General features: G+C 68.8%; 13 protein-coding genes. 9 read left to right on the plus strand and 4 right to left on the minus strand.

Annotated features, from left to right (window positions below; all coding sequences use genetic code 11):
- Window positions 1-59 precede the first annotated feature (59 nt).
- Together SSPN_RS0123065 and SSPN_RS45245 are read left to right on the plus strand one after the other, a co-directional pair.
- Window positions 60-1,208, plus strand: a complete 1,149-nt coding sequence (locus SSPN_RS0123065) for a M24 family metallopeptidase (protein ID WP_010309533.1) — start codon at window positions 60-62, stop codon at window positions 1,206-1,208.
- Entirely contained in the window at window positions 1,184-1,696 is a 513-nt protein-coding gene (locus tag SSPN_RS45245) for a RidA family protein (RefSeq protein WP_044574815.1), read from the plus strand. Before SSPN_RS0123065 ends, SSPN_RS45245 begins: the two co-directional genes overlap by 25 nt.
- 529 nt (window positions 1,697-2,225) lie before the next feature.
- Here the strand turns inward: SSPN_RS45245 and SSPN_RS45250 are convergent.
- On the minus strand, window positions 2,226-2,948 hold the full coding sequence (locus tag SSPN_RS45250; RefSeq protein WP_202798939.1) for an IS701 family transposase: 723 nt from the start codon (window positions 2,946-2,948) through the stop codon (window positions 2,226-2,228).
- Window positions 2,949-3,224: 276 nt separating this feature from the next.
- On the minus strand, window positions 3,225-3,503 hold the full coding sequence (locus SSPN_RS45255; RefSeq protein ID WP_237710699.1) for a transposase: 279 nt from the start codon (window positions 3,501-3,503) through the stop codon (window positions 3,225-3,227).
- 139 nt (window positions 3,504-3,642) lie between these two features.
- Between SSPN_RS45255 and SSPN_RS0123090 the strand changes: the two genes are divergently transcribed.
- Window positions 3,643-3,825 carry a hypothetical protein gene (locus SSPN_RS0123090; protein WP_010309544.1) on the plus strand — a complete coding sequence of 61 codons (183 nt, stop codon included), beginning with the start codon at window positions 3,643-3,645 and terminating at the stop codon, window positions 3,823-3,825.
- Between the two features lie 33 nt (window positions 3,826-3,858).
- On the opposite strand, the gene SSPN_RS0123095 is transcribed toward SSPN_RS0123090, so the two are convergent.
- On the minus strand, window positions 3,859-4,875 hold the full coding sequence (locus SSPN_RS0123095) for a TerC family protein (protein ID WP_010309546.1): 1,017 nt from the start codon (window positions 4,873-4,875) through the stop codon (window positions 3,859-3,861).
- A gap of 929 nt (window positions 4,876-5,804) precedes the next feature.
- Here SSPN_RS0123095 and SSPN_RS0123105 point away from each other — a divergent pair.
- Window positions 5,805-7,325 (plus strand): molybdopterin-dependent oxidoreductase, encoded by a 1,521-nt coding sequence (locus tag SSPN_RS0123105; protein WP_010309551.1) that lies wholly within the window; start codon window positions 5,805-5,807, stop codon window positions 7,323-7,325.
- 4 nt (window positions 7,326-7,329) lie between these two features.
- Here SSPN_RS0123105 and SSPN_RS61755 read toward each other — a convergent pair whose 3' ends face one another.
- Window positions 7,330-7,461 carry a hypothetical protein gene (locus SSPN_RS61755; protein ID WP_010309554.1) on the minus strand — a complete coding sequence of 44 codons (132 nt, stop codon included), beginning with the start codon at window positions 7,459-7,461 and terminating at the stop codon, window positions 7,330-7,332.
- A 553-nt stretch (window positions 7,462-8,014) separates the two neighbouring features.
- On the opposite strand from SSPN_RS61755, the gene SSPN_RS0123115 reads away from it, so the two are divergent.
- The 5 genes from SSPN_RS0123115 to SSPN_RS0123135 are packed head-to-tail and all read left to right on the plus strand — an operon-like array spanning window position 8,015 to window position 15,602.
- The gene (locus tag SSPN_RS0123115) at window positions 8,015-11,758 is read left to right on the plus strand and encodes a nitrate reductase subunit alpha (protein ID WP_083822050.1); all 3,744 of its coding nucleotides are present in this window, start codon (window positions 8,015-8,017) and stop codon (window positions 11,756-11,758) included.
- Entirely contained in the window at window positions 11,758-13,326 is a 1,569-nt protein-coding gene (gene narH / locus SSPN_RS0123120) for a nitrate reductase subunit beta (protein ID WP_010309558.1), read from the plus strand. The genes SSPN_RS0123115 and narH overlap by 1 nt, the downstream gene beginning before the upstream one ends.
- The gene (gene narJ / locus SSPN_RS0123125; protein WP_010309560.1) at window positions 13,323-13,943 is read left to right on the plus strand and encodes a nitrate reductase molybdenum cofactor assembly chaperone; all 621 of its coding nucleotides are present in this window, start codon (window positions 13,323-13,325) and stop codon (window positions 13,941-13,943) included. Before narH ends, narJ begins: the two co-directional genes overlap by 4 nt.
- Entirely contained in the window at window positions 13,940-14,671 is a 732-nt protein-coding gene (gene narI, locus SSPN_RS0123130; protein WP_010309562.1) for a respiratory nitrate reductase subunit gamma, read from the plus strand. Before narJ ends, narI begins: the two co-directional genes overlap by 4 nt.
- The gene (locus SSPN_RS0123135; RefSeq protein WP_010309563.1) at window positions 14,622-15,602 is read left to right on the plus strand and encodes a tellurite resistance/C4-dicarboxylate transporter family protein; all 981 of its coding nucleotides are present in this window, start codon (window positions 14,622-14,624) and stop codon (window positions 15,600-15,602) included. Before narI ends, SSPN_RS0123135 begins: the two co-directional genes overlap by 50 nt.
- Window positions 15,603-15,678: the final 76 nt, after the last annotated feature.

Below are 15,678 nucleotides of genomic sequence, written 5' to 3' on the forward strand. Positions count from 1 at the left end.
CGACCCTTTCGCTGAGCTCGCCACGGCCGCTGAGGCCGCGCCAGAACAGGAGCGACACCATGTCACCCGTATTCGACGAGACCGAATACGCCCGTCGTCTAGACACCTTCCGTGCGACATTGAAGGCAGCGGGCCTCGACGCTGCGGTCGTCCACACCCCGGAGAACGTCTGCTACCTGTCCGGGCACGCCACGCCCGGGTATTACACCTACCAGTGCCTGATCGTCACAGCCGACGGCGAGGCGGCTCTGCTCATGCGGCAGACCGAGACCGAGAACGCACACGCCACCACGTACTTCAGCAAGGTCGTCGGATTCGCCGACAGCTCCGACCCGGTCGCCGAGACCGTCCGGCTGCTTGCCGAACTCGCTCCTAGCGCGCGGGCAGTCGGCGTCGAAGAGCGCTCGTGGTTCCTGCCGCCCGAGCCGTTCCACCGGCTCACCGATGGCATCCGCAAGGCCGGTGCCACCACAGCTGCGATCGACGGCGCCATCGCCGCCGCAAGGCTGATCAAGTCGCCCGCGGAGATCGAGCAAATCCGCGGTGCGGCCGCCGCGACGAACGCCGGCATCGCCGCGGCAGCCCGGGCCGCAGTACCCGGCGCAACAGAACGTTCGGTCGCCGCAACGGCTTTCGCGTCGCTGGTGGAGGCAGGTTCTGAGTACTTCGGCATGGAGCCGTTCGTCGCATCCGGGCCGCGAGCCGGCACGATCCACGCCAGCTGGACCGACCGTCGGATCGAGCGTGACGAGGCCGTCCTGCTCGAGATGTCCGCGACCTACGGCCGCTACAACGCGCCGCTGATGCACACGGTTTGGACCGGGAAACTCACCGGCGACGCCGCCCGGATGGCGGTGGCCTGCGACGCCGCTCGCGCGGCCGCACTGACCGAGGTCCGCCCCGGAGGCTCCCCCGCCGCCGCACACGCTGCATGCAAGGCCGCGATCGCGGACGCAGGTCTCGCCCACACTTACCGCAAGCGCAGCGGATATTCAGTCGGCATCGCCTTCGCCCCCGACTGGGGAGAGGGCCACCTGCTCTCGCTCGGAGAGAACGAGCAGAAAACCTTCCAGCCGAATCAGGTCATCCACGTCGTACCGACGCTGCGTATCGCCGGCGTCGCCGGCATCGGGCTCTCCGCGACCGTCCTGATCACCGAAACCGGCCACGAGGTGCTCACCGAATGCCCGATCGGCCCGCAGCTGTGAGCGGCTCCCCCCGGGAATCAAACCCGGATGTGCCGACCCCGCACGGCGACTACGCCGTCGCCCGGCTCGCGTCAGACCTGATCTTCACGGCCGGAATGACTCCCCGGCTCGACGGCGCAATGATCGAAAGCGGGCGTGTCGGCTCGGAAGTCACCCCCGCGCGGGCACGCGAACTCGCCGGTATCGCGGCCCGCCGCGCCGTCGCAGCCGCCCAAGCAGTAGGGAGGTCAGCTGGCAGAACGCTCACCGACGCGGTAAGCCTGACCGTCTACGTCCGAACTACCGCAGAGTTCACCGATCACTCCTACGTTGCCGACGGTGCCACCGAAGCAATCGGGAAGGCACTCGGCGGCCTAGCCCCGGCCCGCGCCGCCGTCGGTCTCTACAGCCTGCCCGGCGGGGCCGCTGTAGAAGTTGCCGCCGTGTTCGGTACATCAACCGTTGCCCGCGACCAGCCTGCCTACGCATCCCACACACCTGCCACCTGAGGACGCCCGGTATCGCAGCAACGCCAAGCGCTGAAAAGGCCCCTCGGTTACACCGAGGCGAGCAGACGTCGCGGTGTACTCCCTCCGCACCGCGACGTCTGCCGTTCCTGCGCGGTTTGTTCGCAGGACTTGCTGGCACTACGCCGTCGACCCACACAAACACCGCGCATGAGCGCTACCGTGTCAAGGTAGCCATCAACAGCGCCTTGACCTGTGACTTTGAAGATCCCGCAGGTCCGAGCGATTCCGTTGTGGACGGTTTAACGCACTTAGTACTCCAGCCGCACTTCGTAGTTTTTGGTCTGTCTGCGCTGGTAGTGGGCTTGTCGGGCGCGGTATTGGTGACGTCGGCGCCAGTGCGACCAGGCCCAGGTCACGACACGGTCGGGCAGGGTGGTGTAGTACTCCAGCCGCACTTCGTAGTTTTTGGTCTGTCTGCGCTGGTAGTGGGCTTGTCGGGCGCGGTATTGGTGACGTCGGCGCCAGTGCGACCAGGCCCAGGTCACGACACGGTCGGGCAGGGTGGTGATCAGGTGTGCCAGGAGACGCTTGACCTCGCCCAGCGTGATTGGGATGAGGCCGTTGCCAGGGCTTTTGGGGCGATCACCGCGGTGATGGCCAGGTAGGTGTGGGCAAGCATCGCGAGGGTGATGTGTCGGTACCAGGCGTCGTAGCGGCGGACCTGATAGTGGTCCAGGCCGACTTCGGTCTTGGCGGTCTGGAAACAGTCCTCGATCGCCCACCGTGCCCCGGCCACCCGGATGAGGTCCTCATCGGTCGTTCCTGTTGGGGCGCAACACAAGTAGTAGGCGATCTCGTAGTCGCCCTTGCTGTTGCGGGTCAGCGAGCGACGTGCCAGCAGCCACCGTCCCCAGCCGGGCGGGGTGGTGTCGGGGTAGGCCGGTAATTCGGCGACGGCCCAGTCGAACAGTCGCGGCCCTTTGGCGCCATCCCCGCAACTGCGGCGTTTCCACGCGTCATCGGGTGCGTGGGCCACGAGCACGTCGGCGCGGGACGTGCCGGCCACCGCAGGGATGGTCTGATTACTGGGCACAGCCACGACGTAGCCGATGCGCTGATCTTCCAGCCAGGATCGGAACTTTGAGTCCCCGCCGTAGGCTTCGTCGGCGCGTGCGGCCGGTCTTCGCGGTGGTGCACTGTGCGGCCAGTGGGCAGGCCGCGCAGGCGGCGCCGAAGCTGGCCGCTCCGGCGTGACGCTCGCGGGCGCGGATGGGGGCGGTGTGCCCGGCAGGGCAGGTCACCACGGCCCCCACCAATACCGCGCCCGACAAGCCCACTACCAGCGCAGACAGACCAAAAACTACGAAGTGCGGCTGGAGCGCTAGGTGGCTGGTGTCGAACGGGGTTTGTGGGGGCTTGATCTGTTCTGTGTTTGTTGAGCGGGTCGGTGTGGTCGCGGGTTCTCATCGATCGGGTTCGGCGGTGTGGCGGGACTCGGGCGTGATCGTTGCCGGTATGCCCTGACCGGGGGGCTCGTGCGTGTCTTGGCGGGCCCGCTGGGGCCTGGTCAGGCGGTGGTCGTGGTCCATCCGGTCGCCGTGCGGGCGATCCCGAGGATGCCGAGGCGTGCGAGGTTGACCGCGGCGGCCAGCAGTGAAAAGTCGGCGGCTGTTTTCAGCAGTCCTCGGACGCGGGCCCGGCGCCCGCCGTGGCGGTGGCGCATGAGATGAGCGATTTTGCGTTCGACTTTGGGGCGGGTGGCGCGGTAGTCGGCCCGCCAGGCGGGGTCGGTTTGACGCGCCCGCCCGGCTTGCAGCGCGGCCTCGTCACCCGACCATCCTGCCAAAACGATCACCTCAACCGGGAGAGACACACCGATCCTTAGCCACCCAAAACACCAGCCACCTAGCACGCACGCACCGACGACAGAAACCGCATGGCATCACCGTGCGCACCACACGTACCACCCTGATCACCGCCCTGCGGTGGTGCACTTCGACGCGAATGACGACTCGTGCGATTTCTACGTCAGCACCGCGCGCGATGAGCAGTTCGCGGTGAACTTCCAAATCGGGCTGGAGAGACGGGGCAACCCGGTCGATTCGGATCCTTGCTGGATGGCGGGCGTCATCGCAGCCGACGTGCTGACGAACGCGCCTCCAGTGTGAGTTGGCGGTGGATACCGCCACCCACCCGCCAGGTCATGCGCTGTGGTCGCCGCTGTGCGCGGGCTCACGCACCTCGACGGGCTCTTCGGGCCTCTTCGCGGTCGAACGGGCGCGGAGCAGGCTCGCCACGGTCGTCACCGCCAGGGTGAGGACGATGAAGCCCAGCGACGCGGCGATACCGATATCCGGTACCGCGAAGCGGATCTCGTCGATGTGCGAGCCGTGCAAAGCCTCGATGATCAGCTTCAACCCGATGAAACCGAGGACCACCGCCAAGCCGTAGCTGAGGTACACCAGGCGGTCCAGCAGCCCGCCGATGACGAAGTAGAGCTGCCGCAGCCCCATCAGCGCGAAGGCGTTCGCGGTGAAGATGATGAAGCCATCCTTGGTGAGGCCGAAGATCGCGGGCATCGAGTCCAGCGCGAAGATGACGTTGGCGAGCCCGAGCGCGGCGACGACCACGACCATCGGGGTGAACATCCGCCGCCCGTCGACCCGCGTGGTCAGCTTGCCGCCGTCGTACGAATCGGATGTGGGCAGCACGCGCTGCAGCGCGCGGACGACCGCGTTGTCCGGGTCCTCCGGTTCGTCACCGGCACCGTCCCTGGCGACCTTGATGGCGGTGTAGATCAGGAAGGCGCCGAAGATGTAGAAGACCCAGTTGAAGGCGTTCAGGGCCGCGACCCCGGCGGCGATGCACACGCCCCGCAGCACCAGCGAGAGCACGATGCCGAGGTACAGCACGCGGTGCTGGTGCTCCTTCGGCACCGCGAACCGCGACATGATGATGACGAACACGAATAGGTTGTCGACCGAGAGGCTGTACTCGGTCACGTAACCGGCGAAGAACTCCGCGCCGCTGGTGGGCCCGGCGAAGGCGAGCAGGAGCACGCCGAAGAGGCCCGCGAGTGCGACGTAGCCGGCGACCCACAGGCTCGCCTCCCGGACCCCGACCGCGTGCGGCCGGCGACCCACGAACACCAGGTCGCCGACGATGAGCGCGGCCAGCGCCACCAGGGTCGCGATCCACACCCACACCGGAAAGTTCATCGGCACTCCACCTCCGTACGCCAACGCGCGTCAGGGCCGGGGGTCGGTTCCGGCGCGACTCGCCACGATCCCGAATGCATGCAGCATACTGCATACCGTTCATGTTCAACGGGATCAGCGGGATAAATGAGACGGGATAACGGAAAAACTGCCCGTTCGGAGCAAGTGTGCCGAAAATCAGGGAAAGTTCGCACCAACGGAACGAATCGACCGCAACGGCGCGATTCCGACATCAAGGCTCATTCCCGGCTTCCTCGAGAGTCCACAAAGGACTCCTTGGCTGTTCGTACCGGTGGATCATCAACGCCCGCACGGGGTGGCGTCAACATTGTCCCGGACACACCGGCACGGCCGTTCTCCCCGCGTGACCCGTCGGCGACTTTCCGGCACGTCGACGGGACCGGCAAACTCGCGACGAATCGCGAAGCCAGCAGCAGGTCCGCAACCCGCACCGCGTCCTCCGTCGTGTCCACATCGGTCAAGCCGCGGCAGCGCGGCCCCGCGCAGGCCGGTGGCACCGCGTGGCCAAGGTTTCGCGCACCTGTGTCGGAGCCAGACGGGGGAACCTCGCGCGGCAGCTGCGCATCGGCGGCCGACCGGAAGCCAACCATCCGCCAACGCCGTCTTCGGCCAGGCCGAGCGCTGCGTTCGCGCTGTCGAGCAGCTCGCACACCACGTCGATCTCCCGCACGTCGCCGCGCACCAACCGGTGGCGCGCCCGGCTCGATCCCCTGCGCCGGAGGAAGGAACGAGTCACGCAGCACGACTTCGTGCCCACGGTCGGCTACTGCGTCGGCGACGGCCGATCCGATGGACCCAGCCCCACCGGTTCCCAGAATTCGCACGCCCGAAGGCAAGGGCGGTCGGCACCGACCGGAGGCCTTGCGGCCGGTGGCGCATGCGGGGGTGGGCGGCGTCGAATGGGAAGCATGAACTCGGTACCGATCCCGCGGCTGCGTGCCGCCGTAGTCGGCCTGCTCGCCACGGGCGCCGCGCTTGGCGCGGGACACCTCGCGGCAGGCCTGGCCGACAGCCCGGCACCGTTCGTTGCGGTGGGCGGCGCGTTCGTCGACCTGACGCCGGAGCCGGTGAAGGAACTCGCAATCTCGCTGTTCGGCACCGCCGACAAGCTGGCGCTGCAGACCGGGATGGTGCTCGTGATCGCGCTGCTGGCAGCGCTCGCGGGGCTGCTGTCCCGGCGGCGCTGGTGGCCGGGTGCGATCGTGATCGGCCTGTTCGGGCTCGTCGGAGTGGCCGCCGCGATGTCCCGCCCCAGGGACGGCGTGGCGGCAGCGCTGACGGCATTGGTGGTCGGGGTCGTCGTGTTCCGGTTGCTGCACCACATTGCGGAGATGGCCGGTGATGCCCCGGCCGAGGCGGATGCGGGCCGTCGGCGATTCCTGATCACCTCGTCCCTGGTGGTGCTCGGCGCGGGCGCGGCCGGAATCGTCGGCGGGTTCCTGCAACGGGGCGCTGGCGTGATCTCCTCGCAGCTCGCGGCAGCCGCCCGCATCCCGAAGGTCCCAGTGCCGCCCATCCCGCCCGGCGCCGACTTCGTCGCCTCCGGCACACCGACGTTCCTGACCTCGAACCGGGACTTCTACCGGATCGACACCGCGCTGGTGGTGCCGCAGTCCCGCGCCGAGGACTGGCGGCTCCGGCTGCACGGCATGGTGCGACGGGAACTGGTGCTGAGCTACGACGAACTGCTGCAGCGCCGGGTCGAAGCCCGCACGATCACGATCACCTGTGTGTCCAACCAGGTCGGCGGCGGGCTGATCTCCACGGCCACGTTCGTCGGCGTGCCGGTGCGCGATCTCCTGCTGGAGGCCGGAGTCCGGCCAGGCGCGCAGCAACTGTTCACCACCAGCGTCGACGGCTACACCGCAGGCACGCCGCTGGACGTGCTGCTCGAACCGGACCGGGGCGCGCTGCTCGCCGTCAGCATGAACGGCGAGCCGCTGCCCACCGAGCACGGTTTTCCGGTCCGCATGGTCGTTCCCGGGCTGTACGGCTACGTGTCGGCGACAAAGTGGCTGGTCGACGCCGAGGTCACCACCTTCGACCGGCAGCACTACTGGGAGCGGCGGGGCTGGGCCCGGCAAGCGCCGATCAAGACCGCGTCCCGCATCGACCGCCCCCGGGCAGGGGCGGTGGTGCCCGCCGGGCCGGTCACGGTGGCCGGCATCGCCTGGGCCCAGCACGCCGGCATCGACCGGGTCGAGGTCCGCGCCGACGGCGGCCGGTGGCAGCCCGCCGAACTCGCCACCGACGTCAGCCGGGACACCTGGCGGATGTGGCGCGCCACCATGAGCCTCCCGCCCGGTGGTCACGTCGTGGAATGCCGCGCCACCGACCGGACCGGCAGGACGCAGACACCGGAGCGCCGCCCGGTCGTCCCGGACGGCGCAACCGGCTGGCACGCCGTGGAGTTCACCTGCACCGGTTGACCTGCTAACCCAGGAGCTCCCCGGGCAGCGCTGCGCCCCACCCCTGCTCGCCTTGACCGGGCGACCAACAGCGTTCCGCGGTGAGCGTGGCCTCGATGCGTCCCGCCACACGCAGCAGCGCGACGACGTCGCCCACTCGTTCGAACTTCTACGTAAATCCACATCGGACGATCTCCGAGGAGACCTGGCTCCGCCGAATGGGTCAACCGCGCTCCGCCGTCCGGGCCGCGCCGCAGGACCGGCGGTCGCGGACACCGACCCGACTCGCTCGGGAACGCCAGGGCGATTCCACCAATCGATTGACGACCAATGTGGAATGTAACCCGAACAGGGGATAGCCCCCAAACAAGGGACATAACGGCACAACGACGGATTTCCCGAAATCTCCCCAAAGGTTTCCAAAACAATTCAAAAGAGTTTTGGCATATACCAAGCAAGGATCTCCTGACAGCACAAAAGCCCTGTCCATCTACTTTTAATGAAATCCTGATGCGTCGATAAATTGGACAAAAGAAATACGAGAAGCACAGCCGAACAAACTGGTCACTGAGAGCTTTCTCCCTTAACCGAGTGTGAAGTTTCCCATATTTGATCTCGCTGCGCGGCGGCCACTCCGGTCGTAAATTAGGTCCTGCGAACCGACACCGAATTCGCTTCATCGTTTCTCCGCGAGATCGGGAGAAGTCACCATGTGCGCAGCACCGATCCGGAACTCCGACGGAGTTCCCGGACAATTAACCGAGGGCCGGACCGGGGGTCGAACCCGGGGTCGAACCGGGGGAACGGCCGGTGACGCGCTGCTGAGAATCGGCCGACTGGTGTCCAAAGACGACACCTCTGCGGACCTTCACGCGGTGTACCGCAGCGGCGGCCGCGAGGGCGACGTGTTCTACCGCGACCGGTGGAGCCACGACAAGGTGGTGCCCTCAACCCACGGCGTGAACTGCACCGGGTCCTGCCGGTGGAACGTCTATGTCAAGGACGGCATCATCACCTGGGAGGCGCAGGACACCGACTACCCGTCGGTCGGCCCGGACCGGCCCGAGTACGAACCGCGCGGCTGCCCTCGCGGGGCCTCGTTCTCCTGGTACTCCTACTCCCCCACCCGCATCCGCTACCCGCACGCCCGGGGCGTGCTGGTGGAGATGTACCGCGAGGCCCGGCGGCGGACAGGCGATCCCGTCGCCGCATGGCAGTCCATCATGGACGATCCCGAGCGCAGGCGGCGCTACCAGCAGGCCCGCGGCAAGGGCGGGCTGGTCCGCATCTCCTGGGACGAGGCGGTCGAGATGATCGCCGCCGCGCACGTGCACACCATCGCCGCACATGGCCCGGACCGCATCGCGGGGTTCTCCCCGATCCCGGCCATGTCGATGGTCTCGCACGCCGTGGGGTCGCGGTTCATGGCGCTGATCGGCGCGCCGATGCTGTCGTTCTACGACTGGTACGCCGACCTGCCGGTCGCCTCGCCGCAGGTGTTCGGCGACCAGACCGACGTTCCGGAGTCGGCGGACTGGTGGGATGCCGCGTACCTCATGATGTGGGGCTCCAACGTGCCGGTCACCCGCACGCCCGACGCACACTGGATGACCGAGGCGCGCTACCGGGGCCAGAAGGTCGTCGTCGTCTCGCCCGACTACGCCGACAACACCAAGTTCGCCGACGAATGGCTCGCGCCGCACCCGGGCACCGACGCAGCGCTGGCCGTGGCGATGGGCCACGTGGTGCTCAAGGAGTTCTTCGTCGACCGTCCGACGCCGTTCTTCACCGACTACGTGCGGCGCTTCACCGACCTGCCATTCCTCGTCAGCCTCGTCGAACGCGGCGGCGGATTCGTGCCGGGGAAGTTCGTCACCGCCGCCGACATCGGCCGCGAAGGCCAGCACGAGGAGTGGAAGACGGTGCTCCTCGACGACGCGACGGGCGAGCCGGTGGTGCCCAACGGTTCGCTGGGATTCCGTTGGAACGACCGCGAAACCGGGCGGTGGAACCTCGACCTCGGCGCCGTCACCCCGCGCCTGAGCCTGCACACCCACGACAGCGAGCCGGTCGAGGTCATGCTGCCCCGCTTCGACGCGCCGGACGGCAGCGGCGCGGCGATCACCCGCGGCGTCCCGGCGATCCGGCTGAGCCCCGGCGGCCCGCTGGTGACAACCGTGTTCGACCTGCTGCTCGCGCAGTACGGGGTCACCCGCGAAGGCCTGCCGGGCGAATGGCCGTCCGGCTACGACGACCCGGACTCGCCGGGCACCCCGGCCTGGCAGGAGCAGATCACGTCGGTGCCCGCAGGTCGGGCCGCGCGGATCGCCCGGGAACTCGCCGAAACCGCGATCCGCTCCCAGGGGCGGTGCATGATCCTCATGGGCGCGGGTACCAACCACTGGTTCCACTCCGACGAGGTGTACCGCACGTTCCTGACCCTGCTGCTGCTCACCGGCTGCCAGGGCCGCAACGGCGGCGGGTGGGCGCACTACGTCGGTCAGGAGAAGGTCCGGCCGCTGACCGGCTGGGCCACGCTGGCGTCGGCGGCGGACTGGCACCGCCCGCCGCGCCAGATGATCGGCACCGCCTGGTTCTACCTGCACACCGGGCAGTGGCGCTACGACGGGCTCACCGCGGACGCGCTAGCCTGGCCCGGCGCGGCTGGGACGCTCGCCGGAGCCACGGCCGCCGACTGCCTCGCCCGCTCGGCGCGCGCGGGCTGGATGCCGTCCTACCCCACCTTCGACCGCAACCCGCTGGACCTCGCCGACGAGGCCGCTGCGGCCGGACTCGAACCCGGCGAGCACGTCGTGCGGGAACTGCAGGCCGGTCGGCTTGGTTTCGCGGGCGAGGACCCGGATGCGCCGTCGAACTGGCCGCGGGTGCTGACCGTGTGGCGCTCCAACCTGCTGGGCTCTTCGGCCAAGGGCAACGAGTTCTTCCTCAAGCACCTGCTGGGCACCGACGCGTCACCGCGATCGACCGAGCCCGAGCAGCCGCCGGTCGAGGTGCACCGGTCGGATGCGGCAGAAGGCAAGCTCGATCTGCTGCTGTCGCTGGACTTCCGGATGACCAGCACGACGCTGTTCTCCGACGTCGTGCTGCCCGCCGCGACCTGGTACGAGAAGCACGACCTGTCCAGCACTGACATGCACCCCTACGTGCACTCGTTCAACGCGGCCGTCAACCCGCCCTGGCAGTGCCGGACCGACTTCGACGCCTTCCACGCCATCGCCGCCAGGTTCAGCGAACTCGCCACGCACCACCTCGGCATCCGGCGGGACGTGGTGGCGACGGCGCTCGGCCACGACACCCCCGGCGAAGCCGCGCAACCCGGCGGGGTCCTGCGCGACTGGCGCCGCGGCGACGTCGACCCCGTCCCCGGCCGGACGATGCCGGCGCTCACCGTCGTCGAACGCGACTACCCGGCGGTCGCCGCCAAGCTGGGTGCGGTCGGGCCACTGCTGGACAAACTCGGCACCACGACGAAGGGCTACACCGTCGAGGTCGGCCCGGAACTGGCGTGGCTGGCCGAGTCGAACGGGGTCGCGGCGGGCGGACCGGCCGCCGGACGCCCGCTGCTGGACACCGATCGCCGGACCGCCGACGCGATCCTCGCGCTGTCCGGCACCACCAACGGCCGGCTTGCCAACGAGGGGTTCCGGGTGCTGGCCGACCGGGTCGGCCGCGACCTCACCCACATCTCCGCCCACCACATCGGACACCGGGTGACCTTCGCCGACACCAGGTCCCGGCCGGTTCCGGTGGTCACCAGCCCGGAGTGGTCCGGCGACGAGTCCGGCGGGCGGCGGTACGCGCCGTTCACCATCAACGTCGAGCAGCTCAAGCCCTGGCATACCCTCACCGGCCGCCAGCACTTCTTCCTCGACCACGACTGGATGGCCGAACTCGGCGAGCAGCTGCCGCTGTACCGGCCGCCGCTGGACCTGCACCGGCTCTGCGGGGAACGCCGGCTCGGCCCCGACGGCACCGCCGAAGTCGTGGTGCGATACCTGACGCCGCACTCGAAGTGGTCGATCCACAGCGAATACCAGGACAACCCGATCATGCTGACGCTCTCCCGGGGTGGCCCGACGTTCTGGATGAGCCCGGCGGACGCGGCGGCCATCGGTGTCTCCGACAACGACTGGGTCGAGGCCGTCAACCGCAACGGCGTCGTGGTCGCCCGCGCGGTCGTGTCGCACCGGATGCCAACCGGAACCGTGTTCATGTACCACGCGCAGGACCGGACGGTGAACGTGCCGAAGAGCGAAACCACCGGCAGGCGCGGGGGAATCCACAACTCGTTGACCCGCGTGCAGGTCAAGCCGACGCACCTCATCGGCGGCTACGCGCAGCAGTCGTTCGCGCTGAACTACCACGGCCCGACCGGCAACCAGCGCGACGAGGTCACCGTCATCCGCCGCCGCAACCAGGAGGTCGAGTACTGATGCGTGTCATGGCACAACTGGCAATGGTGATGAACCTGGACAAGTGCATCGGCTGCCACACCTGCTCGGTCACCTGCAAACAGACCTGGACCAACCGGGGCGGCGTCGAGTACGTGTGGTTCAACAACGTCGAAACCCGTCCCGGACAGGGCTATCCGCGGCGCTACGAGGACCAGGAGCAGTGGCGCGGCGGCTGGCGGCTGGACCGCCGAGGCCGGCTGAAGCTGCGCGGCGGCGGGCGGCTGCGCAAGCTCGCGACGCTGTTCGCCAACCCGGACCTGCCGGAGCTCGACGACTACTACCAGCCCTGGACCTACGACTACTGGAACCTGCTGGAAGCGCCGCTGGGCGACGACACCCCGGTGGCCCGCCCGAACTCGGCGATCACCGGACGCCCGACCAACATCCGCTGGGGACCGAACTGGGAGGACTCGCTGGGCGGCGCCCCCGAGCACGGCGAGTCGGACCCGGTGGTCGCGAAGCTGCGCACCGAGCTGGGCACCCGGATCCGCTTCGAGTTCGAGCAGTCGTTCCTGTTCTACCTGCCGCGGATCTGCGAGCACTGCCTCAACCCGTCCTGCGTCGCGTCCTGCCCGTCCGGGGCGATGTACAAGCGGGCCGAGGACGGCATCGTGCTCGTCGACCAGGACCGCTGCCGGGGCTGGCGGATGTGCGTTTCCGGTTGCCCGTACAAGAAGGTCTACTTCAACCACAAGACCGGCAAGGCCGAGAAGTGCACCTTCTGCTACCCGAGGGTGGAGGTCGGGCAGCCGACGATCTGCTCGGAGACCTGCGTCGGCCGCCTGCGCTACATCGGGGTGCTGCTCTACGACGCCGACCGGGTTGGCGAGGCGGCCGCCACGACCGACGAGCACGAGCTCTACCCGGCGCAGCGGGACCTCTTCCTCGATCCGAACGATCCCGCCGTCGCCGCTGCCGCCGAGCGGGCGGGCATCCCGCACGACTGGGTCGAGGCAGCCCGGCGGTCCCCGGTCCACGACCTGATCTGCCGCTACCGCGTCGCGCTACCGCTGCACCCGGAGTACCGGACAATGCCGATGGTCTGGTACATCCCGCCGCTGTCGCCGGTGGTGGACGCCGTCGCGGAGACCGGTTTCGACGGTGCGGACGCCGGGAACCTCTTCGGCGCCATCGACGCCCTGCGCATCCCCGTGGAGTACCTGGCCGAGCTGTTCACCGCGGGTGACGTCGGCCCGGTGCGTGATTCGCTGCGCAAGCTCGCGGCGATGCGCTCATACATGCGGTCGCTGAACCTGGACGAACCGCCAGACGAGGAACCGCTCCGCACGATCGGGTTGGACGCTGCGGAACTCCAGTCGATGTACCGGCTGCTGGCCATCGCGAAGTACGACGAGCGCTACGTCATCCCGACCGCCGGCATCGGCGACGCGCACGAGCTGGAATCGATCGCGACCACGTGCAGCCTGGACACCGACGGCGGGCCTGGCATGGGCGGGCTGCGGTCCGGTAGCACCGACCTGGTCGTGTGGGACGGCAGCGGACGCCCGGACGGCATGTTCCCGACGCTTCGCGGGGAGCGGTCGTGAAACGTCGCCGCAAGGATTCCCGCTCGCGCGCGCTGGTGCGCCAGATCGCCGCGTGGTGCCTGCACTACCCCGACGCGGAGTTGGCCCAGCGGATGGATCTGCTGCGGGAATGCCTCGCCGAAATCGCCGGAACCGGCGCGGCGAAGCACCTGCACCACACCCTGGAGCACCTCGCGAAGACGCCTGCGCAGCAAGCAGAGCAGCACTACATCGAGGTGTTCGACACCAGCCCGCGCCGCGGCCTGTACCTGACCTGGTACGTGCACGGCGACACCCGTTTACGCGGCGGCGCGCTGGCCGAGCTGGCGGGCGTGTACCGCACGCACGGCTACCGGATCATCGGTGGCGAACTGCCGGATTACCTGCCCGCCCTGCTGGAGTTCTCCGCCGGTCCGCGGCGACGCGAGGGCGAGCGCCTGCTCGGCCGCTACCGGCCCGCGATCGAGGTGTTGCACCGCAAGCTCGCCGAGATCGAGACCCCATACGCCCCTGCCGTGCAAGCCGTGCTTGACGCCGTGCCGCGACAGCGCGAAAGCACCGCTGCTCCCTCGCAAGCGCCGACTGAGCAGGTCGGCCTGCAGCCCTATCCGCTCACCCTCCAGGAGGGCCGCCGATGACCACCCCGTTCGACGTCGTGCTGTGGGCCGTGCTGCCATACGTCGTGCTCGCCGTGTTCATCGGCGGCACGATTTGGCGGTACCGGTATGACAAGTTCGGCTGGACCACCCGGTCCAGCCAGCTGCACGAGTCCCGCCTGCTGCGGATCGGCAGCCCGCTGTTCCACTATGGACTGCTGTTCGTCGTCGGCGGCCACGTGCTCGGCCTGGTGGTGCCGAAGTGGCTCACCGAAGTGTTCGGCGTGACGGAGTCGAACTACCACGAGGTGTCGCTGGGCATGGGCACGTTCGCGGGTTGTGCCGCGCTGGCCGGGCTGCTGGTCCTGCTGTGGCGGCGCCTGCGCACGCACGCGGTGCGCGGCGCGACCAGCCGCAGCGACCTGTTCACCTACACCGCGCTGACGGCCACGATCTGTCTCGGACTGTGGACCACGATCGTCGACAACGGCGTCCGCGGACCCTACGACTACCGCGATACGATCGGACCGTGGTTCCGCGGCATCTTCTTGCTGCAGCCGCACCCGGAGTTGATGGCGCACGCCCCGCTGGACTACCGGATGCACGCGCTGCTCGGCCTGGCCCTGTTCGCGCTGTGGCCGTTCAGCCGCCTCGTGCACGCCTTCAGCGCCCCGCTGCACTACCTGTTCCGCCCGTACATCGTCTACCGCAGCCGATCCGGTGACCGAGTGGGAACCCGGCAATCGCCGCGCGGCTGGCAGCGGCTCTGACGGCATGAACTGGAAGGGCGTACCGCCCGAATCCGGGGCGGTGGTGATGAGCATCGGAGTGGTGTCGGTCGCCAGCGGAATGGCGGGTTTTCCCGTGCTCTCCTTGGTGTTGCTGGTGGGTGCCGCCGCTTCGTGGGGCGTGTTGGCGGTGGCGTTCCTGACACGGATTTCCTTCGACACCAAGCGCTGGTTGTGGGAGGCCGGCCGCCCCGGCGCGTTGACCTGCGTAGCCGCCACCGGGGTTCTCGGCCTCGGCCTGCACTTCTGGGCGGCCGCTTGGGTGCTCCTCGTGGTGGCGACGCTGCTGTGGCTCGGGTTGATGCCGCTGGTGTTGCGCGGCTGGCGGACCCCGACCGTCGGGGTGAACTTCCTGGTCTGCGTCGCGACGCAGTCGTTGGCGGTCCTGGCGGGTCAGCTCGCCATCGACGCGCGATCTCCGTTGCTGCTGTGGGTTTGTGCCGGTGCGACTGCGCTCGGCCTGGTGCTGTACGCCGCGGTGCTCGTCCCGTTCGACTTCCGGCAGCTCAGCCGCGGAGCCGGGGATCACTGGATCGCCGGAGGGGCGCTCGCGATCAGCACCGTTGCGACCGGCAAGCTGCACTTTGCGCTGCAAGCGCTGGAGATGCCGACGGCGGCTGCGACGGTGCGCACCATCGACCTCGTGCTCTGGGCGATCACCGTGGGCTGGTACCTGGTGCTGGTGGTGTTCGAGCTGCTCGCGCCGCGCCTGCGCTACGACTTCCGCCGCTGGGCAACGGTTTTCCCCCTAGGCATGACCTGCGCGGCCTGCTTCAGCACCGCCGCGGCATCCGGCATCGCCTGGATGGCGGACGCGGCCTGGATCCTGCTATGGCCCGCGCTGGTGGTCCTCTGCCTTACCGCCTGGGGCACCGTCCGCAGTTTCCTCGCGAAGCCGCGGCTCAGTCGGTGATGAGGCGTAGGGGCGTATCCGGCGTCGACGAAGCCGTTGGGACGCAAAGCGCAGCTCGTGGCCCAGGTCGTGGTAG

Source organism: Saccharopolyspora spinosa NRRL 18395 (assembly GCF_000194155.1).
GTDB lineage: Bacteria > Actinomycetota > Actinomycetes > Mycobacteriales > Pseudonocardiaceae > Saccharopolyspora > Saccharopolyspora spinosa.